Source organism: Pantoea sp. Acro-807, from assembly GCF_011752675.1.
In the GTDB taxonomy this organism is placed as follows: domain Bacteria; phylum Pseudomonadota; class Gammaproteobacteria; order Enterobacterales; family Enterobacteriaceae; genus Pantoea; species Pantoea eucrina.
On sequence record NZ_VWXE01000002.1, the window covers coordinates 166,524 to 191,824 of the forward strand.

The 25,301-nt window shown below is 56.2% G+C and carries 16 protein-coding genes; 8 read left to right on the plus strand and 8 right to left on the minus strand.

All coding sequences use genetic code 11. The annotated features are described in order from the left end of the window. Positions 1-10 precede the first annotated feature (10 nt). Positions 11-1,786, minus strand: coding sequence for an Ig-like domain-containing protein (locus F3J39_RS07255; RefSeq protein ID WP_166714016.1), 1,776 nt, complete (start codon positions 1,784-1,786; stop codon positions 11-13). A gap of 561 nt (positions 1,787-2,347) precedes the next feature. Between F3J39_RS07255 and F3J39_RS07260 the strand changes: the two genes are divergently transcribed. From F3J39_RS07260 to rcsB, 3 genes are read left to right on the plus strand one after another with little or no spacing between them, the layout of a single operon-like run. Further along, positions 2,348-3,502 carry an MFS transporter gene (locus F3J39_RS07260; protein WP_039385523.1) on the plus strand — a complete coding sequence of 385 codons (1,155 nt, stop codon included), beginning with the start codon at positions 2,348-2,350 and terminating at the stop codon, positions 3,500-3,502. Positions 3,503-3,524: 22 nt separating this feature from the next. Beyond that, positions 3,525-6,179 carry a phosphotransferase RcsD gene (rcsD, locus tag F3J39_RS07265; protein WP_094111128.1) on the plus strand — a complete coding sequence of 885 codons (2,655 nt, stop codon included), beginning with the start codon at positions 3,525-3,527 and terminating at the stop codon, positions 6,177-6,179. Between the two features lies 1 nt (position 6,180). Continuing rightward, positions 6,181-6,831 (plus strand): response regulator transcription factor RcsB, encoded by a 651-nt coding sequence (rcsB, locus tag F3J39_RS07270; RefSeq protein WP_033750421.1) that lies wholly within the window; start codon positions 6,181-6,183, stop codon positions 6,829-6,831. 46 nt (positions 6,832-6,877) lie between these two features. Here rcsB and rcsC read toward each other — a convergent pair whose 3' ends face one another. Together rcsC and gyrA are read right to left on the minus strand one after the other, a co-directional pair. Beyond that, a complete protein-coding gene (gene rcsC, locus F3J39_RS07275; RefSeq protein WP_104085224.1) occupies positions 6,878-9,730 on the minus strand; it encodes a two-component system sensor histidine kinase RcsC in 2,853 nt (950 codons plus the stop codon). A gap of 166 nt (positions 9,731-9,896) precedes the next feature. After that, complete coding sequence (gyrA, locus tag F3J39_RS07280) at positions 9,897-12,536, minus strand: DNA topoisomerase (ATP-hydrolyzing) subunit A (protein WP_039385529.1); 2,640 nt, start codon at positions 12,534-12,536, stop codon at positions 9,897-9,899. A gap of 176 nt (positions 12,537-12,712) precedes the next feature. On the opposite strand from gyrA, the gene ubiG reads away from it, so the two are divergent. The 4 genes from ubiG (at position 12,713) to yfaE (ending at position 17,607) form a co-directional block, all read left to right on the plus strand. Beyond that, complete coding sequence (gene ubiG / locus F3J39_RS07285) at positions 12,713-13,459, plus strand: bifunctional 2-polyprenyl-6-hydroxyphenol methylase/3-demethylubiquinol 3-O-methyltransferase UbiG (protein WP_166714017.1); 747 nt, start codon at positions 12,713-12,715, stop codon at positions 13,457-13,459. Positions 13,460-13,864: 405 nt separating this feature from the next. After that, positions 13,865-16,150, plus strand: coding sequence for a class 1a ribonucleoside-diphosphate reductase subunit alpha (gene nrdA / locus F3J39_RS07290; protein ID WP_039385532.1), 2,286 nt, complete (start codon positions 13,865-13,867; stop codon positions 16,148-16,150). A gap of 63 nt (positions 16,151-16,213) precedes the next feature. Next, positions 16,214-17,344 carry a class Ia ribonucleoside-diphosphate reductase subunit beta gene (gene nrdB / locus F3J39_RS07295; RefSeq protein ID WP_039385534.1) on the plus strand — a complete coding sequence of 377 codons (1,131 nt, stop codon included), beginning with the start codon at positions 16,214-16,216 and terminating at the stop codon, positions 17,342-17,344. Between the two features lie 2 nt (positions 17,345-17,346). Then, positions 17,347-17,607, plus strand: coding sequence for a class I ribonucleotide reductase maintenance protein YfaE (yfaE, locus tag F3J39_RS07300; RefSeq protein WP_039385536.1), 261 nt, complete (start codon positions 17,347-17,349; stop codon positions 17,605-17,607). Positions 17,608-17,959: 352 nt separating this feature from the next. Here the strand turns inward: yfaE and F3J39_RS07305 are convergent, their stop codons facing one another. Both F3J39_RS07305 and elaB read right to left on the minus strand, forming a co-directional pair. After that, positions 17,960-19,156, minus strand: a complete 1,197-nt coding sequence (locus F3J39_RS07305) for a nicotinamide mononucleotide deamidase-related protein YfaY (protein ID WP_166714018.1) — start codon at positions 19,154-19,156, stop codon at positions 17,960-17,962. A 153-nt stretch (positions 19,157-19,309) separates the two neighbouring features. Beyond that, on the minus strand, positions 19,310-19,630 hold the full coding sequence (gene elaB / locus F3J39_RS07310; protein ID WP_039385541.1) for a stress response protein ElaB: 321 nt from the start codon (positions 19,628-19,630) through the stop codon (positions 19,310-19,312). A gap of 288 nt (positions 19,631-19,918) precedes the next feature. Here elaB and F3J39_RS07315 point away from each other — a divergent pair, with 288 nt between their 5' ends. Then, a complete protein-coding gene (locus tag F3J39_RS07315; RefSeq protein ID WP_039385544.1) occupies positions 19,919-21,577 on the plus strand; it encodes a glucan biosynthesis protein in 1,659 nt (552 codons plus the stop codon). A 29-nt stretch (positions 21,578-21,606) separates the two neighbouring features. On the opposite strand, the gene F3J39_RS07320 is transcribed toward F3J39_RS07315, so the two are convergent. The 3 genes from F3J39_RS07320 to nuoM all read right to left on the minus strand — a co-directional run bounded on the left by F3J39_RS07320 (position 21,607) and on the right by nuoM (position 25,179). Next, positions 21,607-22,059, minus strand: coding sequence for a GNAT family N-acetyltransferase (locus F3J39_RS07320; RefSeq protein ID WP_039385547.1), 453 nt, complete (start codon positions 22,057-22,059; stop codon positions 21,607-21,609). 135 nt (positions 22,060-22,194) lie between these two features. Next, positions 22,195-23,652, minus strand: coding sequence for an NADH-quinone oxidoreductase subunit NuoN (gene nuoN, locus F3J39_RS07325; protein WP_039385550.1), 1,458 nt, complete (start codon positions 23,650-23,652; stop codon positions 22,195-22,197). Between the two features lie 6 nt (positions 23,653-23,658). Next, on the minus strand, positions 23,659-25,179 hold the full coding sequence (gene nuoM / locus F3J39_RS07330) for an NADH-quinone oxidoreductase subunit M (RefSeq protein ID WP_039385553.1): 1,521 nt from the start codon (positions 25,177-25,179) through the stop codon (positions 23,659-23,661). Positions 25,180-25,301: the final 122 nt, after the last annotated feature.

The following is a 25,301-nucleotide window of genomic DNA, read 5'->3' on the forward strand; positions in this document are numbered from 1 at the left end:
CGCAGATAATTTATATCAGTGCCGCTACCGGCTGCTGCTGCAGATGATCGGCCAGCGTCCAGGCAGCATCGCTGCTGCCGTAGTGGTGGTCAGGCTCACTCCCCGCCGCTGCGGCATCCGGTATGGCCTCTCCGGCACCGTAGTGCGCCAGCAGAGAATCGATAGTGGTCGCGCTGAAATCTGTGCTGCCGGCGTCCTCTACCGTTACCGTCCGGACAGCGCTGGCCAGATTGCCCGCTTTATCCTGCGCGCTGACGCTCATCTGATAGCTGCCCGGCTCCAGCGTCGCCAGCTGACCCGCCAGAATGGTCAGCGACCACTCTCCGCTCTCATCCACTGCGGCGCTGTAGTGCCGATCGCCCAGCGTGACGGTGACCAGGCTTCCCTGCGTCAGATGGTCAGAGCTACCCTGAATAAGGTGCCAGTGATCCATGTCGCCGGGCGCGATGACGCCATCGCCAAACGGCTGCTGCAGGGTCAGCGATGGCAGCTGGTGAACCGCCACGGTGAACAGATCGCTGAGCGTCTGGCTGTCGTGATTACCGTAGCTGTCCCAGCGTTCGGCCATAGCGCTGACCGGTCCATCCGGCAGCGCCTGCAGGTCGGCCACGCTGAGCGTTACCATGCCATTGACTGGCGTATAGGCCTTACCGTTGAGCGTAAGCTGGTTGACACCCTCAAGATAAAAGCTCAGCGGCTGCTGCGCTTCCTGTGCGTTAAGGAAGGTATCGCCGCCAATATTCATTTCACAGTAGATGTCCGGCAACGTCGTCACGACATTCAGCTCCAGCGTGGTGTCGGTGCTGTTGCCGGCGGCGTCGAGCGCGTAAACGCGGACTTCACCGAGCGAAATAAAGCTGCTGACCTCGCCGGCAGGAACGATCGCCTGCCAGTGACCCTGTGCATCAATCGCGGCGTGATAAACGTTATCCCCGACGCAGAGCTCCAGCTTCTGGCCCGGAGTCAGCGCCGAGAGCGTACCGCTCAGCATCAGATCCTGCTGGCTCTCAGCAAAGTTAATGACGTTGTCAGCGGTAACGCTGTCAAAGCTGATATGCGGCAGGCTCTCCGGATGGGTTACCAGCGTCAGCTCATGCTGTACCGTGCTGGTTTTGCCATTCGGATCGCGGGCGCTGACCTGCATCTGATAAACGCCATCCGGCAGCGCGTGCAGATCCTCCGGCGTAAACGTTGCCTGCCATGCGCCGTGCTCATCAACGAGAGCAGTGGTGCTTCTGTTTCCCAGCGTCAGCGTGACATGGCTGTTAAGCGGCATATGCGTCACCAGTCCGCTCACCTCCACGCCGTAAATGCCCTCCGCTACGCTAATCGCGTTATCACCACTCACGGGCGCCACGCTGATCTCCGGACGGAGCGTTTTATCCACATAGACGCCAAACCCGACTTCGGTGGCGGTGCTGTTACCCGCTTTATCGCTGATGGTCAGCGTCAGGCTGTAGTTGCCATCCGCAAGACCCTGTAATATCGAAGGCGGCATGGTGGCATGCCAATAGCCCCAGTGGTTGACCGTGCTGTGCCAGCTTTCGCCATTAAAGCTGAGCGTGACCGTTGCGCCTGGCTCCTGCTCCGCGCGTCCGCGCAGGTGAATGGCGCGATTGCTCTCCCAGGCGGCGATCACGCCATCCTGCGCCAGCGGTTCATAGGGATGTAGCGCGGCCGGTGGCGTGGTATCGCGGTGCTGCCGGCTGGTCATAATCGGGCTGACACGCTCAGTGCCAGAGGTAAATAACGACGCGAACGATGAAGTGGATTGGCCTGAAAACATAGGTAACCTCGTTACAGAGTATGTATTGCACCAGTGATTACCTGAATTAATGTTTCAGGCAGATCGGTGCGCCATACAGGCCATAACAGCATGGCCCGTTTCACCTGATGAAAACGGGTTACCCGCAGGTAACAAGGTTAAAGGTATGACGTTAAATGCGCGCTCCCGGCCGGGCTGGCGTGCGTGGCGATCTTGCTCTAAGCGGCCCCTTTAGCGATGGCCTGCTTTATCTTAGCGCGCATTAGCGGCTGCTGTCTGGTGGCAAAAATCCGGAAAATGGCTGTAAAACGCGCAACCAGCGAAAACCATAGTCAGCCAGTAATCTCTCGCTGATTGCATCAGTATATGTCATCAATCACCTGACTTAATTTGCGTTATGTCACTTAATATCTGTCAGGCAGTACCAGGAAATATCTGGAAAAAATTCTGGCCCGGGCAAATATCGGTAAGATGTCCGATTCCTGTGCAGCAGCAGGCAACGCAAATTGCGCGTTAATTCCGCTGCACCGCCTGCTTTGATGCTAAACTTCGACGCTTTAACAGCGGATCAAAATAACGACTATGACTGCACTGGACGCCGCACAGCCAGCCAAACTGCATCAGCGTGTTAATTTCGGCACGCGCACTGTTTTCCTTATCGCCGGGTTGAGTATGTCTGCCTGGGCGCCGCTTGTGCCTTACGCCAGCCAGCGTCTGCAGCTGAGCGGAGCCTCCCTCGGCGGGCTTTTACTATGTCTGGGCATCGGTTCGCTGGCCGCTATGCCGGTGACGGGGGCGCTGATTGGTCGTTTTGGCTGCCGCCGGATTATGACCTGCTCTGCGCTGCTGATTCTGGCGGTGTTGCCGCTGCTTGCCACGCTGGATCATCTCTGGGCGATGGCGTTTACGCTGATGCTATTCGGCGCCGGACTCGGCATGCTGGATGTGGCGATGAACGTGCAGGCGGTTCACGTGGAAAAAGCGGCGGGCAAGCCGATGATGTCAGGCTTTCACGGCTTCTTCAGCCTCGGCGGCATTATCGGCGCCGGTGCGGTGAGTCTGCTGCTGGGTGCCGGGCTGACGCCGCTGCAGGCCATCGCGATTATGATGGTGCTGATCGCCGTGCTGCTCTGCTGCAGTCTGCCAACCCTGATGAGCGAGCGGCTGCGTCAGGCTGATGAACCCTGGCTGGTGATCCCGCGTGGCTGGGTCGCTTTTCTCGGCTGCCTCTGCTTTATTCTGTTCCTCGCCGAGGGTGCCGTGCTCGACTGGAGCGCCCTGCTCCTGCTGCAGAGCCCGGGCCTCAGCGTAGCCTATGCCGGACTGGGCTATGCGGTGTTTTCGGTTGCCATGACGATTGGCCGGCTGACCGGCGACAAAATCATTCAGCGCTTTGGCCGCTATCACGTCATGCTTACCGGCGCGCTGGCAGCCAGTGCAGGTATGACGCTGGCCGTGCTGGTCCCCTGGCCGCAAACCGCACTGCTGGCGTTTCTGCTGGTCGGATTCGGGCTGGCGAATACAGTGCCGATGCTGTTTAATGCCGCCGGTAACCAGCAGGCCATGCCTGTCAACCTGGCGATATCGGCCATGACAACGTTAGGCTATGCGGGTATTCTCTCAGGCCCGGCGTTAATCGGCTTTATTTCCCAGTGGCTCACACTAAGCGGTGCATTCCTGCTGATTGCTCTGATGCTGCTGGCTGTCGCCGCCAGCGCACGCCGGGTTACGCGTTGATTGCAGGATCCTGAGACTCACTATGCTTTATAAATTTCCACTGACTTCCGGTAACGTTACGCGTTTTGTTGTCGTGTTTAACCTGGTGCTGCTGCTGGCGCTGGGCGCCGTGGTGCACAATAGCGTCAGCGCCTGGATTGCCGAAAAGCGTTATGCCATGGCTGACCTGGCGCGTGATATGCAAAAACGCATCGACGCTTACCGCTTCGCCACCTGGCAGATTTACGAAAATCTCGCCACCAGTGCGGCCGGCTCTGCGCCAAACAGCACGCTGCAGGAGACCCGGCTGCGCCCGGATGTTTACTATCTGGAAAAAACGCGCCGCAAAACGGAAGCGCTGATTTTCGGTTCGCACGACGGCAGCACGCTGGATATGACTATGCGTATGTCCGGCTATCTCGATACTTTATGGGGTGCGGAAAACCCGGCGTGGTCGATGTATTTTCTGAACGGTCAGGATAATAGCCTGATCATGATCTCTACCCTGCCGCTGAAAGATATGGCAACGCGCTACAAAGAGAGCGCGCTAAATACGCTGGTCGACAGCCGCCGGGCTGAGATGCTGCAGCAGGCTAACGCCCTGGATGAGCGCGAGAGCTTCTCTCCACTGCGTCATTTTACCTGGCAGAACGATCACTACTTTACGCTGCGCACCACCTTTAACCAGCCGGGTCATCTGGCAACGGTGGTAGCTTTCGATCTGCCGGTTAACGATCTGGTGCCGCAGAACCTGCCGCTGGAGAATTTCCAGCTGCGTCAGGATGCGACCCCGGGCAGCAGCACTGATGACGGCAGCGACGGCACGACCAGCGTTACGCTGGTTAACCCGGATCTGGAGATCGCTGCCTCGCTGCCCAGCACGCCGCTGCAGCTGGTTTATCGCGTACCGCTGGTTAGCCTTGCGCTTGATATGCTGCATAACCTGATGTGGCCGCTGCTTATCAACCTGTTGCTCTTCCTGCTGTCGATTGCCGGCGTGACCCTGCTGCGTCAGCAGGCGCTGCGCCCGAATGAGAATCAGAGCGCAGAGCTCGATTCGCTGCGTATGCTGAACGAAGAGATCGTCGCCAGCCTGCCGGTCGGGCTGCTGGTGTATGACTTCGCCACTAACCGCACCCTGCTAAGTAATAAGATTGCCGATCACCTGCTGCCGCACCTGAACCTGCAGAAGATTATCAATATGTCCGATCAGCATCAGGGCGTGCTGCAGGCGACTATCAATAACGAAGTCTATGAGATCCGTCACGCACGCAGCGTGCTGTCGCCGCACACGCAGCTGTTTATGATGCGCGATCAGGATCGCGAACTGCTGGTTAATAAGAAGCTGCAGAAAGCACAGCAGGTACTGGACCGCAATCACCAGATGCGCCAGCAGCTGATGCAGCAGCTTGGCCATGCGCTGAACCGCCCGCTGCAGGATATGGTGACGCGGCTGGTGCAGCTCAGCCAGCGCAGTGACGATGAGAGCGTGCTGGATCTGCTGGATGAGAGCCAGCGGCTGGCCCGCCTGGTCGATGATATCGTGCTGCTGAACCGGCTGGAAGCGCATGACTGGTCGCCGGAAACCAGCCCGTTTAATCTGCAGGATCTGCTGGATGAGATTGCGCTGGAGAGCCTGCCGCTGCTGCGACGCAAGGGCCTGACGCTGGTGGTAAACAACCAGCTGGCGAATGATGAAATGCGCAGCGGCGATCGCCGCGCGCTGCGTAAGGTGCTGACCACCCTGATGCATTATGCGCTCACTACCACGCAATGGGGAAAAATCACGCTGGAAGTGAAAACGCCAGCGAACAAGCCTGATGTGCTGCAGCTGCAGCTGGTCGATACCGGTTCCGGGCTAACGGCGGATGAACTGACCAACGCCGATTTCCCCTATCTTGGTGAGACGTCGCAGGATCGTTTTGGTCAGGCCTCCGGAATGGCCTTTTTCCTCTGTAAACAGCTCTGCAAGCAGATGGGCGGCCAGTTAGACATTATCGCTAAACCCGATATCGGCACGCGCTATAACATCCAGCTGCCGCTGACGCTGCAGCTGCTGCTGGAGGAGCAGGAAGAAAAATTACTGGAGGGCGTGACCGCTCTGGTCGATATAGCAGTGGAGGATGTACAGAAAATCGTCTGTCGTCATCTGGAGAACTGGGGCGCTAAGTGCCTGACCTCAGATGAACGGCTCTCGGGTCAGGAGCATGATGTCCTGATCACGGACGACCCTGAACGTCTCAGCGGCTGGGCATTACTGCTGGCGGGCGATGAGCTGGGGCATCACGCCCTGAACGACAGACAGTATCGCGTGAATTATAACCTCAGCAACGCCCTGCTTGACGCACTGCTGGCCCTGATTGAAAAGCAGCTGGCCAGTGATTTGATGGAGGAGAGTGAAGAAAATGAGGCTGGCACACCGCTGTTAAGCGGCGGCTATTTCCAGCTGTTTACCGAGACAGTACCGCCTGATGTCAGGAGACTGTATACTGAAGCGTCGGATAGCGACTATCCTTCTCTTGCTCAGACAGCGCATCGCCTGAAAGGCGTTTTTGCCATGCTCAATTTGCTGCCGGGTAAACAGCTTTGTGAAGCGTTAGAACAGCACATTAAAATGTGCGACGATTTAACCATTAAAAATACCACCAGTGAAATTGACGCCTATGTCAATCAACTGCTGCAGCAAGGTAACCAATAAGATGAATAACCTGAACGTAATTATTGCCGACGACCATCCCATTGTTCTGTTTGGTATCCGTAAGTCTCTGGAACAGATTGAATGGGTTAACGTAGTAGGTGAGTTTGAAGACTCCACAGCACTGATCAACAGCCTCTCCAAGCTGGACGCGAATGTTCTGATCACCGATCTCTCAATGCCTGGCGAGAAGTATGGCGACGGCATTACCCTGATCAAATACATCAAGCGTCACTATCCCGATCTTTCGATCATTGTTCTGACCATGAATAACAATCCGGCGATCCTGAGCGCCGTTCTGGATCTCGATATTGAAGGGATTGTGCTGAAACAGGGCGCTCCGACCGATCTGCCAAAAGCGCTGGCCGCACTGCAGAAAGGCAAAAAATATACGCCGGAAAGCGTTGCCAAACTGCTGGAGAAGATCAGCGCAGGTGGTTACGGTGACAAGCGTCTGTCGCCGAAAGAGAGTGAAGTACTGCGTCTCTTTGCTGAAGGTTTCCTCGTCACTGAGATTGCCAAGAAGCTGAACCGCAGTATCAAAACCATCAGCAGCCAGAAGAAATCAGCCATGATGAAGCTGGGTGTGGATAACGATATCGCACTGCTGAACTACCTCTCCTCGGTCAGCGCCACGCAGATCGACAAAGATTAATCTTTGCAGGCGGCCCGCAGGCCGCCCGTTCGTTTAATCCCCTGCCCTACGCCTGACGACCGGTACGCACGCGGGCAGCGTAGCGCGCCAGAGTGACTTTCAGCTCATCCAGCGTCACCGGTTTCGACAGGCAGTTATCCATACCGGCATCCATACAGCGCTGCTTCTCTTCCGCCAGCGCGTTCGCCGTTACGCCAATCACCGGGAACACGTGCCCCAGCTGGCGCAGCCGCTGCGTCAGGCGATAACCATCCATATTCGGCATGTTTACGTCGCTCAGTACGATGTCGATATGATTGCGACTCAGCACGTTAAGCGCATCAACGCCATCCTGCGCCGTTTTGGTCTGATAGCCCAGCGTACCGAGCTGCTCCGACAGCAGCATACGGTTGATGGGATGATCATCCACAATCAGAATCATAATATCTTCATTGCTGCTCGCATTCTCTGCCGCAGGCGGCGGCAGCGGCGTGGTGGTATCACTGTCAATCGTGATGCGATAGATACGACCCAGCAGCAGCGGCAGGTCGTGCAGCGTTGCGCTGCTCTGCACCCAGACGCCCGGCGAGCGCTCCTGCGGCATATCGATATGCTCACCGCAGATCAGAATGCGCGCGCGCACCGCCTGCGCCAGTGAATCGTCGTGATCGCTTATCACCACATCATCGCTTTCTGCCTGTCCCTGCCAGGCTGCCGCTTTCAGTCCCTGCTGCTGCAGCAGGCGCAGCAGAAACGCAGCGAGATAGTCGTTGCGCAGGTCAAGCCAGATCGCTTTCTCCTGCAGGCCATCCAGCAGCGGCGGCGCCGGCTGCTGCCCGGCGTAGATCGGAATACGTACGATAAACTGGCTGCCCATTCCCGGTTCAGAATCGACCTCAATATCGCCATCCATCATGTTGATCAGTTTTTCGCAGATTGCGAGTCCCAGCCCGGTGCCCTGGAAGTTGCGCTGCACGCCGGAGCCAACCTGGAAGAAAGGATCGAACAGCCGCGTCACCTCTCTGGCAGGAATGCCGACCCCGGTATCGCGCACGCGGAAGGCAAGATAGCCCTCTTTAACGTAGGCGTGCAGAATAATGCAACCGGTATGGGTAAATTTGATGGCGTTATTAAGCAGGTTGGAGATCACCTGCTGCAGCCGCAGCGGATCGCCATCCAGCGCCAGCGGCACGTTGTTTTCCATAAAGACATAGAGCGTAAGACGCTTGCGCACCACCAGCGATAAATAGTTGCTGGTGATATGGTTAATCACTTCGCGCGGTGAGAAAGGACGCGGCTCAATTTTCAGCTGCTCTGACTCTATCTTCGAGAAGTCGAGAATGTCGCTGATAATTTTCAGCAGCAGGCTGGAGGAGTTGTTCATGGCGGTGACCAGCGACTCCACCCCTTTGGGCAGGCTTTTGGTCTGCAGCAGATCGAGGTTACCGATGATGCCGTAAAGTGGCGTGCGCAGTTCATGACTGACGGTTGCGAGGAACATCGATTTCGACTGGCTCGCCTGTTCAGCGGCGTGCGCCATCTCCTGCAGCGACTGCTCCATACGTACGCGGGATGAGACATCAACCAGCACGCAGATGGCCACATTTTCATTGCGGTAGCGCGAATGCACAAAGCTGATCTGCAGGTTGGTATTGCTGCCGGTCAGCACATCAACAAAATTCACCTGCTGGCCGCTGATAATTTCATTAAGCCGCTGGCGATCCTCCTGCGTCAGCAGCGTAAGATAGTTGTGCGCCAGTTCGTTGCTCAGAATATTGGTGCCATCGCTGGTGCGCAGAATGCAAATCCCTACCGGTGCCGACGCGACAATTTTCCGGTTGAACTGCTCATGCTCCTCCAGCCGGTGCGCGTTATCTTCCGCCGGCAGGAACATGCGGCGCTCAAATATCCACGCCAGAGTAAAAAGCACAATCGCACTGAAGATGTTAAGCAGCAGCGCGTTAAGCAGCAGCAGCCGCAGCTGATCCACCATTACCGACGTGGGCAGAGACCAGATGATATTCAGATCTGACGGCGGCAGCGGCTTTTTCAGCACCAGCTGGCGGTAGCTGTCGAGGTAGCCAAACCAGGTGCTCTCATCGGGCAGATCGTCCAGCGCGTAACCGGGTCCGCTGCGGCGGCTGCTTAGCAGCGGGCGGTAATTTTCATCGGTAATGGTCGCCACCAGCGGCAGTCCGCCGGGCTGAACAAATTCATCCAGCCGGATATTCTGCTCAACGCCCAGCAGCGCCTGAAGTTTGTTGGCGACGTAAACCGGGACGACCATATAGAAGTTGCCGCTTCCGGGCTGCGTGCTGTCGGTGATCCAGTACATCGGATTGCGCCGATCTTCCTCATTGCTGTTGCGATAGTGCAGCACATGTTCGCGCAGCGCCTTCATGCTGCGTTCCCGATCTAACGGATTGCTGCTGCCAATGGTGAAATCAGCCAGGCACTGGCTCTCACCGCCGATAAAAAACACGCGATTCAGCTCATAGGCCGCAGCAAAATTGCTTTTCCAGTAGTTGATATAGTAGCTGAGCGAGTCGAGCGAGTTGCGCCAGGTGTTGCTCATTGAGGTGCAGTCACCGTCGGAAAAGAGCGGCGTAAACTGCGGCAGCGTGCTTTTACCGGCGGGCATGGCGTTGAGCATGTCCAGCCCGTTAGCGCTGCTGCTAAGACGATTTTCCGTGATGTACTTCAGTTCCCGCATGACGTCAGCCGAGTGCCGGACGTACCACTCTGCTTTACCATAATTCGTCGCAAACTCCTGGCGTATTCCGTTCTCTTTTTCATGCAGCACATTGATGATGTAGAAGGTGGTCAGCAATGCACCCAGCGACCAGAGCAGCAGCGCCAGCGCCCGGAAAAGATAGCGCGAGATACGAAGCGTGGTGCGAAAGGAGACGAGATATTTCAAGAGAGGCTCACTGGCGGTAACGGTTAACAGGACCCAAAAAGGTGCACATACACTAGCTTTATCGCTGCGAAAAAGCCAGTTGGTGCAGAGGTGCGGGGCGAAAACTCAGATAATAAAACGGCAGGTCGGTTGCCCTGACCTGCCGCTGATAAGGTGCTTCAGACGATTATGCGTCGTCTTCTGCGTCCGGTGCCTCGTCATCGCTGTCGACTTCCGGCGCGATATCCTCTTCGCCTTCCGCCACGCTGCCGTCGATGGCATCCAGCTCCTCTTCTTCAACCGGCTCCGCCACGCGCTGCAGGCCAACCACGTTCTCATCTTCCGCGGTGCGGATCAGGATCACGCCCTGCGTGTTACGGCCGACCACGCTGACTTCCGATACGCGGGTGCGTACCAGCGTGCCGGCATCGGTGATCATCATAATCTGATCGCCGTCTACCACCTGTACCGCACCGATAACCGGTCCGTTACGCTCGGTAACTTTGATCGAGATAACGCCCTGAGTGGCACGCGATTTCGTCGGATACTCGCTGTTAGCCGTACGCTTACCGTAACCATTCTGCGTAACGGTGAGGATCGCGCCCTCTTCGCGCGGCACAATCAGCGACACCACTTTATCGTTCTCTGCCAGCCTGATACCGCGCACGCCTGAGGCTGAACGCCCCATGGCACGCACTGCACTCTCAGCAAAGCGCACAACTTTACCGCCAGCGGAGAAGAGCATCGCTTCATCATTGCCGTTGGTCAGCGCTACGCCAATCAGCTCATCATCTTCACGCAGGTTGATGGCGATAATGCCGGCGCTGCGCGGACGACTGAACTCCTGCAGCGCGGTTTTCTTCACCGTGCCGCTGGCCGTCGCCATAAAGATATTGAAGCCTTCGGTATACTCACGCACCGGCAGAATAGCGGTAATGCGCTCGTTAGCTTCCAGCGGCAGCAGGTTGACGATAGGACGCCCGCGTGCGCCACGGCTCGCTTCCGGCAGCTGATAAACCTTCATCCAGTAGAGACGACCCCGGCTGGAGAAGCAGAGAATCGTGTCGTGGGTATTAGCTACCAGCAGGCGATCAATGAAGTCCTCTTCTTTGATACGTGCGGCTGATTTACCCTTGCCGCCGCGGCGCTGCGCTTCATAATCTGACAGCGGCTGATACTTAACGTAGCCCTGGTGCGACAGGGTGACGACCACATCTTCCTGGTTGATCAGATCTTCGATATTGATATCCGCGCTGTTGGCGGTGATCTCAGTACGGCGCGCATCGCCAAACTGATCGCGCATCGCTTCCAGCTCTTCGCGGATCACTTCCATCAGGCGGTCAGCACTCTGCAGAATGTGAATCAGCCCGGCAATCTGCTCCAGCAGCTCTTTGTACTCATCAAGCAGTTTCTCATGCTCAAGGCCGGTCAGTTTCTGCAGACGCAGATCCAGAATCGCCTGAGCCTGCTGCTCGGTAAGATAGTAGCGGCCATCGCGAATACCAAATTCAGGCTCCAGCCACTCCGGCCGCGCAGCGTCATCGCCGGCACGCTCAAGCATGGCGGCAACATTGCCGAGATCCCACGCCTGTGCCAGCAGAGCGCCCTTCGCTTCTGCTGGCGTCGGCGCGCGACGGATCTGCTCGATAATCGGATCGATATTCGCCAGCGCAATCGCCAGACCTTCAAGGATATGGGCACGATCGCGCGCTTTGCGCAGTTCGAAGATGGTGCGACGCGTCACCACTTCGCGACGGTGGCGCACAAAGGCTTCGATGATATCTTTCAGCGGCATGATCTTCGGCTGACCCTGATGCAGAGCCACCATGTTGATGCCGAAAGAGACCTGCAGCTGCGTCAGCGAATAGAGGTTGTTCAGAACCACTTCACCCACGGCGTCGCGTTTGACTTCAATGACAATGCGCATACCGTCTTTATCAGACTCATCGCGCAGCCCGCTGATCCCTTCAACGCGCTTCTCTTTAACCAGCTCGGCAATTTTTTCAATCAGGCGCGCTTTGTTAACCTGATACGGGATCTCATTGACAATAATGGTTTCGCGACCGGTTTTGGCATCGGTTTCGATTTCGCCACGCGCGCGAATGTAGATTTTACCGCGCCCGGTACGATAGGCCTCTTCAATACCACGACGGCCATTGATAAAGGCTGCGGTCGGGAAGTCCGGACCGGTGATGTGCTCCATCAGCCCTTCTACGCTGATGTTTTCATCATCGATAAAGGCGAGGCAGCCGTTGATCACTTCAGTCAGGTTATGCGGCGGAATGTTAGTTGCCATTCCCACGGCGATACCGGAGGAGCCGTTTACCAGCAGGTTAGGAATTTTGGTTGGCAGCACTTCCGGGATCTGCTCGGTGCCGTCGTAGTTTGGCACAAAGTCGACCGTCTCTTTTTCCAGATCGGCCAGAAGCTCAGAGGAGATCTTCGCCATACGGACTTCGGTATAACGCATCGCTGCGGCGGAGTCGCCATCAACGGAACCGAAGTTACCCTGACCGTCAACCAACATATAGCGCAGGGAGAACGGCTGGGCCATACGGACAATACTTTCGTATACAGCAGAGTCACCGTGCGGGTGATACTTACCGATAACGTCACCTACCACACGGGCAGATTTCTTATAGGCTTTATTCCAGTCGTTACCCAGTTCGCTCATGGCGTAAAGCACGCGGCGATGCACCGGCTTCAGGCCATCACGGACATCGGGTAAGGCTCGGCCAACAATGACCGACATGGCGTAATCGAGGTAGGAGTTTTTCAGCTCTTCTTCGATATTGACCGGTGTAATTTCTCTCGCAAGGTCGCTCATGGAGCCGCTATCCCTCTACTTAATCCCGGATTTTAAAGGTGCGAAAGTATATCACATTGCTTACGTACGGTGAACGTAAAGCGGGGTTTTCTGGCGCTTTTCGTTCACGCTGAGAGATGCCACCTGACGTTTAAGCGTTTATACTCAGAAGATATTTTGCCAGGAGTCGTTATTCAATGAGTGAACAACCGCAGGAAAGCCGTCAGAACGTCGATCACAGCGAGATTGCCAAGTTTGAAGCGGTCGCTTCGCGCTGGTGGGATCTGGAGGGTGAATTTAAGCCGCTGCACCGTATTAACCCGCTGCGTCTGGGCTGGATTGCGCAGCACAGCAACGGCCTGTTTGGTAAAAAAGTGCTCGATGTCGGCTGCGGCGGCGGCATTCTGGCAGAGAGCATGGCGCGTGAAGGCGCAGACGTAACCGGGCTGGATATGGGCGCGGAACCGCTGGCAGTCGCGCGTCTGCATGCTGAAGAGAACGGCGTCAGCGTCGATTATATTCAGCAGACGGTAGAGGATCATGCGAACAGCCATGCTGGCCAGTATGACGTAGTGACCTGCATGGAGATGCTGGAGCACGTACCCGATCCGCGCTCGGTTGTTATGGCCTGCGCCCGTCTGGTAAAACCAGGTGGTGAGGTCTTTTTCTCCACGATAAACCGCAATCCTAAAGCCTGGCTGCTGGCAATCTTCGGCGCCGAATATGTGCTGCGCATGCTGCCGCGCGGTACGCATGACGCCAAAAAATTTATCCGCCCGGCTGAATTACTGGACTGGGTAGACGAAACCACACTGCGCGAACGCCACATGATTGGCCTGCACTATAATCCGCTGACCAACAAGTTCCGTCTCGGACCAGGTGTGGACGTGAACTATATGATTCATACCCACGCTCAGGCTGATGTCGCAGGCGAAACACGCTGATAACAGAGGCCCGCTCTGCGGAGCGCGCCTCTCTTCTTCATCCCCGCTAGCCGATCTTCTCCGTTTCGTCTCTGCCTTAATGACGGGTTCCGCGCCTTTGATTGAGATTTACGCGCTCAGTCATACTATTAAAAAAAAGTATGAAGCCGTTGACAGCTAACCCAGGCCTTATGCCACGCGGATCCAGGATTTTTCCCGGCTACCAGGACTGATTCTTTGCCAAAAATCAACTCTTGTTAAGCAAAGAATGCTGACTAAAATACTCACCATATAGTTAGTAAAACTTCCCGAACCCCCTATATATAGTGTTTATCCACAGGCTTACTCACAGCGAGCGGCTTGTGCATAGACCTTGTGAATAGTTAGGGGATAATTTCCTATTTCATGGACAGGTAAACACGCGACATGAACCAAAGTCTGCTCGTCACCAAACGCGATGGCCGTCAGGAACGCATTGATCTCGATAAAATTCACCGTGTACTCGACTGGGCGGCTGAAGGGCTGAACAATGTTTCAGTTTCTCAGGTTGAACTGCGCTCCCACATTCAGTTTTATGATGGCATCAGAACCTCTGATATCCATGAAACCATCATCAAAGCCGCAGCCGATCTGATTTCGCGCGATGCGCCAGATTACCAGTATCTGGCAGCACGTCTGGCTATCTTCCATCTGCGTAAAAAAGCCTATGGCCAGTTTGAGCCACCGAAGCTTTACGATCAGGTCGTGAAAATGGTGGAGCTGGGCAAATATGACCGCCACCTGCTGGAAGATTACAGCACCGAAGAGTTTGAGCTGATGGACAGCTACATCGATCACTGGCGCGATATGAACTTCTCTTACGCTGCGGTTAAGCAGCTGGAAGGAAAATATCTGGTGCAGAACCGCGTCAGCGGTGAGATCTATGAGAGCGCGCAGTTCCTGTATATCCTGGTCGCAGCCTGCCTGTTCTCAAACTATCCACGCGATACGCGCATGAGCTACATCAAGCGCTTTTATGACGCGATCTCCACCTTCAAGATCTCGCTGCCAACGCCAATCATGTCTGGCGTGCGCACCCCGACCCGTCAGTTCAGCTCCTGCGTTCTGATTGAGTGCGGCGACAGCCTGGACTCTATCAACGCCACCTCCAGCGCTATCGTGAAATATGTGTCACAGCGCGCCGGCATCGGTATTAACGCAGGCCGTATTCGTGCGCTGGGCAGCCCGATCCGCGGCGGCGAAGCGTTTCATACCGGCTGTATCCCGTTCTATAAGCATTTCCAGACGGCGGTGAAATCGTGCTCTCAGGGCGGCGTGCGCGGCGGTGCAGCGACGCTGTTCTACCCGATGTGGCATCTGGAAGTGGAAAGCCTGCTGGTGCTGAAAAACAACCGTGGCGTGGAAGGTAACCGCGTGCGCCACATGGACTACGGCGTTCAGATCAACAAGCTGATGTATACCCGCCTGCTGAAAGGCGAAGATATCACCCTGTTCAGCCCGTCAGATGTCCCGGGCCTGTATGATGCGTTCTTCGCCGATCAGGAGGAGTTTGAACGTCTCTACACCAAATATGAGAAAGATGAGAGCATCCGTAAGCAGCGCGTAAAAGCGGTCGATCTCTTCTCGCTGATGATGCAGGAGCGCGCCTCAACCGGTCGTATCTACATCCAGAACGTCGATCACTGCAATACCCATAGCCCGTTTGACCCGGCGATTGCGCCAGTGCGTCAGTCTAACCTCTGCCTTGAGATTGCGCTGCCAACCAAGCCGCTTGAGGATGTGAATGATGAGAACGGCGAAATTGCGCTCTGTACGCTTTCCGCCTTCAACCTCGGTGCCATCAACAGCCTCGACGACCTCGAAGAGCTGGCGGTGCTGGCGGTTCGCGCGCTCGATGCGCTGCTTGATTATCAGGACTATCCGATTCCGGCAGCACAGCGTGGTGCCATGGGTCGCCGTACGCTGGGTATTGGCGTCATTAACTACGCTTACTACCTGGCGAAGCACGGCGTACGCTACTCTGACGGCAGCGCTAACAATCTGACGCACAAAACCTTTGAGGCTATTCAGTACTATCTGCTGAAAGCATCAAATGAGCTGGCAAAAGAGCAAGGCGCCTGCCCGTGGTTTAAAGAGACGACCTATTCACAGGGTATTCTGCCGATTGATACCTATAAAAAGGATCTGGACGCCGTCTGCAATGAGCCGCTGCATCTCGACTGGGAAGCGCTGCGTGAATCGATCACCACGCACGGCCTGCGTAACTCCACGCTCTCTGCCCTGATGCCGTCAGAGACCTCTTCGCAGATCTCTAACGCCACTAACGGTATTGAACCGCCGCGCGGCCACATCAGTATTAAAGCGTCTAAAGATGGCATCCTGCGTCAGGTGGTACCGGAGTATGAGCGTCTGAAAGATCAGTATGAGCTGCTGTGGGAAATGCCTTCTAATGATGGTTATCTGCAGCTGGTCGGCGTGATGCAGAAGTTTATCGATCAGGCGATCTCCTCAAACACGAACTACGATCCGGGCCGCTTTGCCAACGGTAAAGTACCGATGAAACAGCTGCTGAAAGATCTGCTTACCGCCTATAAGTTTGGTGTGAAGACGCTCTACTATCAAAACACCCGCGACGGCGCAGAAGATGCACAGGACGATCTGGCCCCGTCAATTCAGGATGATGGCTGCGAAAGCGGCGCCTGCAAAATCTGACCGGCGACGCGTACTTATGTCAGGGCTGGCGCTGCCAGCCCGCTTCACTTTTTGGACTTAGTCATGGCTTATACTACTTTTTCACAGAATAAAAACGATCAGCTGAAAGAGCCGATGTTCTTCGGCCAGTCCGTGAACGTGGCGCGTTTCGATCAGCAGAAATATGACATTTTTGAAAAGCTGATTGAGAAGCAGCTCTCTTTCTTCTGGCGTCCGGAAGAGGTCGACGTCTCACGCGATCGCATCGACTACCAGGCACTGCCGGATCACGAAAAGCATATCTTCATCAGCAACCTGAAGTATCAGACGCTGCTCGACTCTATCCAGGGCCGCAGCCCGAACGTCGCGCTGCTGCCGCTGATCTCTATCCCGGAGCTGGAAACCTGGATTGAGACCTGGGCGTTTTCTGAGACCATTCACTCACGCTCTTACACCCATATTATCCGCAACATCGTCAACGATCCGTCGCTGGTGTTTGATGATATCGTCACCAACGAGCAGATTCTGGCGCGCGCGCAGGATATCTCAAAGTACTACGACGATCTGATTGAGATGACCAACTACTGGCATCTGCTGGGCGAAGGCACGCATCAGGTTGCCGGTAAATCAGTCACCGTCAGCCTGCGCGCGCTGAAAAAGCAGCTCTATATCTGTCTGATGAGCGTTAACGCGCTGGAAGCGATTCGCTTTTACGTCAGCTTCGCCTGCTCATTCGCTTTTGCCGAACGTGAACTGATGGAAGGCAACGCCAAAATCATCAAGCTGATCGCGCGCGATGAAGCGCTGCACCTGACCGGCACCCAGCATATGCTGAACCTGCTGCGCAGCGGTGAAGACGATCCGGAGATGAAAGAGATTGCTGCCGAGTGCCGTGAAGAGTGCTTCGAGCTGTTTAAGAAGGCGGCACTGCAGGAGAAAGAGTGGGCAGAGTATCTGTTCAGCGGCGGCTCGATGATTGGTCTGAATAAAGATATTCTGTGCCAGTACATTGAGTACATCACCAATATCCGTATGCAGGCGGTGGGTCTCGATCTGCCCTTCCAGACCCGCTCCAACCCGATTCCATGGATCAACTCCTGGCTGGTGTCTGATAACGTGCAGGTAGCACCGCAGGAAGTGGAAGTCAGCTCCTATCTGGTGGGTCAGATTGACTCTGAAGTAGGCGAAGACGACTTCAACGATTTCCAGCTCTGAGCATGAGCCGCGCTGTTGTTATCCTGCGCAGTTCAGGCTCCCGCCTGGAGTGCGCAGATGAACATCCTAATCTGCTGACCACGCTTGAGGCACATAATCTCTGCGTGGAGTTTCAGTGCCGTGAAGGCTACTGCGGCTCCTGCCGTATGCGCCTGGTACGGGGCGAAGTCGATTACGCTGAAACCCCGCTGGCTTTTATTCAGCAGGGTGAAATCCTGCCCTGCTGCTGTAAAGCGCGCGGCGAGATTGAGATTGAGCTGTAACCGCCATTTCTGCTGATAGATTTCCCTGCTATTAGCTTCAGGTAAGTCGTCAGAGACGTTGCCCCTTGCTGCACCGGCATGAATCCATCCCTGGAGCCTGCCGCCGCGCCGTCCTGGCGCGGAGGCTGCTGCAAGCGGCAACGTCTCTCACGCCCCTGAGGCATATTTATTGCTGCCAGCAAACTTCAGCTTACCGCAGCACCAGCGTTGAGGGGCTGAGGGGATGTTAAGCTAAGCCGGACGTCACGCGGCATGGATGCCGCGTGCCGAGGCCCGCAGGGATGCGGGTTTTGCCGATCCGGGCGTGCTTAACACCCCCTCTGCCCATGCTGATGCTCGCTGCATAAAATATTTAATGCTTTACCGTTTCCAGGATGTCGATCCAGCCGTGTCCGGTTGAAACTTCGCTGCCGTGCAGCCAGCGACGCAGCATGTTCATTGCCATCATCGCCACCACTTTCTGCCGGGTTTCCTGATTATGGCGGCCGTGTGAAAACTTCACCCGCTGTCCCCAGCCCGCTTCCGGCGTCTGCAGCGCAATCGCGATTTCTCCTTCGGCCAGCTCACCGACAGAGAGCGCCAGAGCGCTGCCCTGCTCTGCCGCCAGCATGCGTGTTCGCTCAACCTGTGCTTCAAGTGTTTCTGCCTGCGGCGCCAGAATCTCGCCAGCACTTAGCGGCACGCCCGCGGCGGCCAGCTGCCAGTGCAGAAAGCCGGCGGTATACTGCTCACTGGTGGCGAGGTAAAACTTACGCTGCTGCAGCTCACGCGCCAGCAGCGCGGGCAGCCCTTCGGTGCCTTCGAAAATCGTACATTCGGCCAGCAGCAGCTTTACCTGCTGCCAGACCTGCTCCATCGCCACGCGCGCACTGGCAGGCCCGGTAAGCTTGATTTCGATAATCGGCATTGAAGAGCGGTAACCCATTACCACCCCTTCAGGCAGCGCCAGCGGCTCCAGCTCAGCCGCAATATCACTCTCGCCGCGACCAAAGGTCGTCAGGCGCAGGCAGAGCGGGGGTTCAGGCAGGGTAAAACGTGCTTTCAGGCGCGGAATAATCTCCTGCTCCACCATCACTTTGAATTCTGACGGCACGCCCGGCGTAAAGAAAATCCAGCAGCGGTTGAGCTGGAGTGCGAAACCACAGGCGGTACCCACCGGGTTATCGATAAGCGTGGCGTTAGCCGGGATTTCAGCCTGTTTGCGATTGCTGGCGGCCATCACGCGACCGCGACTGGCAAACCAGGCTTCCATTTTTGCCAGCCATTCTGTCTGCAGCACCAGCTCGCAACCGCTGGCGGCCGCGGCGGCCTGCGCGCTCAAATCATCAGAGGTCGGCCCCAGTCCCCCGTTAACAATCAGCACATCTGCCACCTGGCTACGGCTCTGTAATGCATCAATCAGCGACGGCATTGCATCACCCACGGTCATGCGGCTGGTCATCGGCAGGCCATGCTGAAACAGCACGTCCGCCAGCCAGGCGGCGTTGGTATCCACAATTTGTCCATGCAGCACTTCATCGCCCGTGGCGAGCATCTCAACACGTATCACGTTGCATTCTCCTTGTCCTGGTTACGCTTTACTGTAGAAAGCAGGCGAGGTAAACACAATCATCAGGAAGGGAAATCGGGAAAGAGATCGTAAATAGCGAAGAAAGTATGGCAGGCGAAGCCGGGCGCAGCGTTGCGCGCGCCCGGCAGCGTATTAACGACGGGCCAGCAGTAAACCTACAAACAGGCCTGCAGCGGCGCCAATACCCACGCCCTGCCACGGTTTTTCATGCACGTAATCATCGGCACGATAGGCCGCCTGTTTGGCACGATAGTAGTAGCTGTCCGAAGCCTGACTGACGCGGCTCTTCACATCTTCCAGCGCCTGCTCAGCTTTTTGTTTGAGTTCAATATACTTCTGATCGGCCGGATCGCCGGACGCGCGCAGCACTTCTTCAAGCGTTTCAGTTAACAGCGCCAGATCGTCGTCAATACCTGATTCATAACGGTTATCAAATTGGTCTGAAGATGACATTATGCGGTTCCTCCGTGTTCATAACGTGTCGATTAACTATAGCCATAAATCATAACTTTGCTGGCCGAAATTGCGTCTGTGCGCTCCGTAAAAACGTGACGGCTTTGTAAAAACAGGCCGGATCCCCCTGAGCGACAGAGAATCTGCTTCGTTTATTTGATTAATCTGATAAATTTTCCGGCGAGTGAATTTTTTGATTGCGCCACTGTCGTAACCCCCTGTAGCCCGACGCTAACCGTCTGGAAACAGACACAATACACCCGAGCAGCTAAGGATTAGAATTCCGGCATGAATCGTAGAAAATTTGTGAAAGCGTCCGTCGCTCTGTCAGCCCTGAGTGGCATGACCGGGCTCTCCTCGCTGTTTGCGCAATCTGCATGGGCCGATGACGGCATCGCCGACGGCAAAGCCGTGCGCTTCGATTTTGATGTATTGAAACAGAAGGCCGCCGCGCTGGCGAAAAAGCCCTGGGGCGGTGCGCCCGGTGCGCTGCCTGACACGCTGGCGACCCTTACGCCGCAAGCGTACAACGAAATTCAGTATGACGCTCAGCACTCGCTGTGGAACAACGTCGCCGATCGCGAGCTGGACGTGCAGTTTTTCCACGTCGGCATGGGATTTAAACGGCGTATCCGCATGTTCTCTGTTGATGCGGCCAGCCGCGAAGCACGGGAAATCCACTTTCGCCCGGAGCTGTTTAAGTATCATGACGCCGGCGTCGACACGCAGCAGCTGGCGGGTAAAAACGATCTCGGCTTTGCCGGTTTCCGCGCGTTTAAAAAGCCGGAGCTGGCGCGGCGTGATATCGTCTCTTTCCTCGGGGCCAGCTACTTCCGCGCCGTGGATGAAACCTATCAGTATGGCCTCTCCGCCCGCGGCGTTGCTGTTAACACGTTCAGCAACGGTCAGGAGGAGTTTCCTGATTTCACCGCGTTCTGGTTTGAAACGCCAAAAGCAGACGACACTACCTTTGTCGTGTATGCCCTGCTGGATGGTGCCAGCCTGACCGGTGCCTACAAATTCACCATTCACTGTGAAGAGAAACGCGTGGTGATGGAAGTGGAAAACCACCTCTATACACGTAAAGCGATTCGTCAGCTCGGCATTGCGCCGATGACCAGTATGTTCAGCTGCGGTACCAACGAACGCCGCATGTGCAACACCTACCATCCGCAGATCCATGACTCCGATCGCCTGGCGATGTGGAGCGGCAGCGGTGAATGGATCGCCCGTCCGCTTAATAACCCGCAGCGCCTGCAGTTCAACGCCTATAAAGATGAAAACCCGCGCGGCTTTGGTCTGCTGCAGCTGGATCACGACTTTAAAAATTATCAGGATGTGATCGGCTGGTACGACAAACGCCCGAGCCTGTGGGTCGAGCCAACCGGCAAATGGGGTAAAGGCGCGATTAATCTGATGGAGATCCCTACCACCGGGGAAACGCTGGATAACGTGGTCTGCTTCTGGCAGCCAGAGGAGCCGATTCAGGCGGGCAGCGAGCTGAACTTTGGCTATAAGCTCTACTGGAGCCAGCTGCCGCCGGTGCGCAGCGATCTGGCGCGCGTGGATGCGACCCGTACCGGCATTGGCGGTTTTCCCGAAGGCTGGGCGCCGGGTGAACATTTCCCGGAGACCTGGTGCCGCCGCTTTGCCGTAGATTTCATTGATGGCGACCTGAAAGCAGCCGCTGCCAGGGGCATTGAGCCGGTCATTACCGTTTCATCAGGCACGTTCAAACAGGTAGAGATCCTCTACGTTGAACCGATTAACGGTTATCGCATTCTGTTTGACTGGTATCCGAACAGCGATGCGACCACGCCTGTGGAGATGCGCCTGTTCCTGCGCACCAAAGATGAGACGCTGAGCGAAACCTGGCTCTACCAGTATTTTCCGCCACCGCCCGATCAGCGTAAATATACCGATGACCGGCAGATGACGCCGGGCTGATAACGATAACGGCGAGGCTTCCCTCGCCGTTATATTTTCTGCATGCCGATATGCGGAATCTCATCTTCAAGGTAAACAGCAGTGACCGCCTGAAAACCGAGCCGGCCATAAAACCCCTCAAGGTGCGCCTGCGCCGACAGATAAATTGCCTGCCCGGGCCAGTGCGTTTCACAGCTGTTCAGCACCTGTTCCATCAGCCGGTAGCCCAGCTTCAGCCCGCGCGCCTCTTCAGAGACAATCACCCGCCCCACAACGACTGCCTTATCCGGCTGCGCGGGTGTCAGTATGCGCGCGCAGGCCAGCAGCTTCCCTTCAAGAAAACCGAGGATATGACGGTTTTCTGCAGCCAGATCCTGGCCATCCAGATCCTGATAGGGGCACTGCTGCTCCACAATAAAAACCCGGTTACGCAGCGCCAGCAGCGTATAGAGTTGCTGTGCCGTCAGTTCCTGGTGGTGGCAATCAAGCCATGCTATTTCCACAGATATCCTCCTCTTCAAATGACAATATTCTGAGACTACTCCGCCGGCCGAAGTAACACCATGATGGTAGCGGCCATCGATACAGATAAAAAAAATCAGGCCCGGAGGCCTGATTTTCGTCAGCAGAATGCATCGTTACATCAGCGGTTGCGCCATCTGCACCAGCCTGATGAGCGGCTGCGGATAAACACCCAGCAGCAGCACCAGAATGGCGGAGATCAGGACAACCACACCACCCGCGGTAAACGCCCAGTTAGCAGGCGTATCACGCGTATGCAGCTCTGGCGGGGTGAGATAGAGGCTCACCGTTACGCGCAGATAGTAGTACAGGCCGATGGCGCTGCCGGCAACGACTGCAGCAGTCAGCCACCAGAGATGCGCATTCACACCGGATGCGATAACGTAAAACTTACCGATAAAGCCCAGCGTCATCGGAATACCCGCCAGCGACAGCATCATCACCGTCATGACCGCTGAGAGTACCGGACGATGCCAGAACAGGCCGCGATAGGAATAGAGCGAGTCAGCATCCGGACCGCGATACGGGCTGGACATCAGGCTGACCACGCCAAACGCACCCAGGCTACTGAACAGATAACCCGCCAGGTAGACGCCAGCCGTTTCCAGCGACAGCTGATGCGTTTTCACCGCAATCAGCGCGACCAGCAGATAGCCGAGATGAGCGATAGAGGAGTAGCCGAGCAGACGCTTAATGTTGCTCTGCGAAATCGCCATCAGGTTACCCACCAGGATAGAGACAAAGGCGATAATCCCCAGCACGGTGCGTACCGCTTCGCTGTCGGTCAGCGGCGCGTACATAAACAGGCGCATAATGACACCAAAGATAGCGATCTTGCTGGCGGTTGCCAGGAAGGTCGATACCGGTGCAGGCGCGCCCTGGTAAACGTCCGGCGTCCAGAGGTGAAACGGCACCAGCGACAGCTTAAAGCCCAGGCCGATAATCATCATTCCCAGTCCCACCAGCAGCAGCGGCTGCTGGATCATGCTGTCGGTCAGGCTGTTACCCAGCTGAACAAAGCTCAGGCTGCCGGAATCGGCGTAGACCAGCGCAATACCAAACAGCAGAAACGACGAGGCGGCCGCAGAAAGAATGGTGTATTTCAGCGCCGCTTCCAGCGAACGTTTCTGCCGGAAGGCGTAGCCAATCAGGCCAAACAGCGGCAGGGAGAGCAGCTCAATACCGATAAACAGCGCGGCGAGATGGTTGGCACTTGCCAGCACCACGCCACCCAGCGCGGCAATCAGCACCAGCAGGTAAAACTCATCCTTGTTATCCGGGAAGCCCGCCAGCCAGGGATAGGCGAACGTACAGGTCGCCAGACTCGCCAGCATCACCAGCGCGGTATAAAACATGGAGTAGCCGTCAACGCGCAGCAGCGGCGTGACATCCATTGCGCCCGCCTGACCAACAAACCACAGCGACACCAGCGCAAGGTTCAGGCCAATAACGGTCAGCGTGGCATTAACGAAGTGGTTGCGTCGCCACGCAATGGACAGCATCACCACCACCACCGTCAGTCCGACGATCAACAGCGGCAGTAGCGCGATCAATTGTTGAGGAGTTATTGTCATGGCGAATTACGGCCTTGTAGTTGAAATTGAAGCGGTAAACCACTGCTGAATATTACTCATCGCAGCATGGGACGTATCGAGAATCGGCTGCGGGTAGACACCCAGCAGCACCAGCAGCACGACCAGCACGCCGATGGTGGCAAATTCGCGTACTGACATGCCCGGCAGCGGCTCTTTCGATTTCGCTTCGCCATAGTAAGCACGCTGCATCATGATCAGCGAGTAGACCGAGGCGAACACCAGCCCAAAGGTGGCAATCACGATAATCACAGGCACGACCTGGAAGCTGCCGGTCAGGATCATGAATTCGCCCACAAAGTTGCCGGTCCCCGGCATGCCGAGATTCGCTACCGCAAAAAAGAGTGACAGACCCGGGATCCATTTGATTCGCGACCACAGACCGCCCATCTGACGCATATCGCGGGTATGCAGACGTTCATACAGCTGGCCGCACAGAATAAACAGTGCCGCGGCTGAAAGACCGTGAGCAATCATCTGGATAACCGCGCCCTGGAAGGCCAGCTGGCTGCCGGTATAGATCGCGATCAGCACAAAGCCCATGTGCGAAATCGAGGTATAGGCGATCAGACGTTTAATATCGGTCTGCGAGAACGCCATCCAGGCACCATAGAAGATGCCGATAATGCCAAGCCACATCGCAATCGGTGCAAATTCAGCTGAAGCGTTCGGAAACAGCGGCAGGCTAAAGCGCAGCAGACCATAGGCTGCGGTTTTCAGCAGAATACCGGCCAGATCGACGGAGCCGGCAGTCGGCGCCTGACTGTGCGCATCGGGCAGCCAGCCATGAAGCGGCACCACCGGCATTTTCACCGCAAAGGCGATGAAGAAGCCCAGCATCAGCAGCCATTCGACATTGCGTGACATCGGCGTTTTCAGCAGCTCTTCATAGCTGAAGGTCCAGACGCCGGTCGCATTGTAGTGCACAAACACCAGCGCCAGAATCGCAATCAGCATCACCAGACCAGACGCCTGGGTGTAAATAAAGAACTTGGTCGCCGCCGTGATACGGGTTTTACCATCCGACGCTTTATGTCCCCAGAGCGCGATGAGGAAATACATCGGCACCAGCATCATCTCCCAGAAGAAGAAGAACAGGAACATGTCGATGGCAAGGAATACGCCGATAACGCCGCCCAGGATCCACATCAGGTTGAGGTGGAAAAAGCCCTGATACTTCTCAATCTCGTTCCATGAGCAGAGGACTGCCATCAGGCCCAGCAGACCGGTCAGTACCACCATCAGCAGTGACAAACCATCAATTGCCAGGTGGAAGCGAATACCAAAGCGCGGGATCCACGCAACATCAAAGCTTGATTGCCACTGCGGCAGACCGCTGGCCTGCGTCAGCGAATAGCCCCCCTGCAGCCACAGCTGCAGGCCAAGCGCCAGCGTGAGCCCCATGGTGATCAGGGCGATCCAGCGCGGTACTTTTGCGCCAAGCCGTTCAGCCAGCCAGCAGAGCAGGCCCCCGACGAAAGGTATTATTATTAGCCAAGGTAATAGCACGGCATACTTCCCTTTTTTTAACCTGGTTTCGAGCTATCCTGCTTGCCCGTTTCGTTTCCGGCAGTGCCTGCAATCCTTACGTACATCAGTACGCTCCGGTTGCTGTGCGCTGGCGATAACGA

Excerpts from the sequence above, each read along its gene's own strand:
- F3J39_RS07255 (WP_166714016.1), bottom strand. The coding sequence starts at position 1,786 with ATGTTTTCAGGCCAATCCACTTCATCGTTCGCGTCGTTATTTACCTCT.
- F3J39_RS07260 (WP_039385523.1), top strand. The coding sequence starts at position 2,348 with ATGACTGCACTGGACGCCGCACAGCCAGCCAAACTGCATCAGCGTGTT.
- rcsD (WP_094111128.1), top strand. The coding sequence starts at position 3,525 with ATGCTTTATAAATTTCCACTGACTTCCGGTAACGTTACGCGTTTTGTT.
- rcsB (WP_033750421.1), top strand. The coding sequence starts at position 6,181 with ATGAATAACCTGAACGTAATTATTGCCGACGACCATCCCATTGTTCTG.
- gyrA (WP_039385529.1), bottom strand. The coding sequence starts at position 12,536 with ATGAGCGACCTTGCGAGAGAAATTACACCGGTCAATATCGAAGAAGAG.
- ubiG (WP_166714017.1), top strand. The coding sequence starts at position 12,713 with ATGAGTGAACAACCGCAGGAAAGCCGTCAGAACGTCGATCACAGCGAG.
- nrdA (WP_039385532.1), top strand. The coding sequence starts at position 13,865 with ATGAACCAAAGTCTGCTCGTCACCAAACGCGATGGCCGTCAGGAACGC.
- nrdB (WP_039385534.1), top strand. The coding sequence starts at position 16,214 with ATGGCTTATACTACTTTTTCACAGAATAAAAACGATCAGCTGAAAGAG.
- yfaE (WP_039385536.1), top strand. The coding sequence starts at position 17,347 with ATGAGCCGCGCTGTTGTTATCCTGCGCAGTTCAGGCTCCCGCCTGGAG.
- elaB (WP_039385541.1), bottom strand. The coding sequence starts at position 19,630 with ATGTCATCTTCAGACCAATTTGATAACCGTTATGAATCAGGTATTGAC.
- F3J39_RS07315 (WP_039385544.1), top strand. The coding sequence starts at position 19,919 with ATGAATCGTAGAAAATTTGTGAAAGCGTCCGTCGCTCTGTCAGCCCTG.
- nuoN (WP_039385550.1), bottom strand. The coding sequence starts at position 23,652 with ATGACAATAACTCCTCAACAATTGATCGCGCTACTGCCGCTGTTGATC.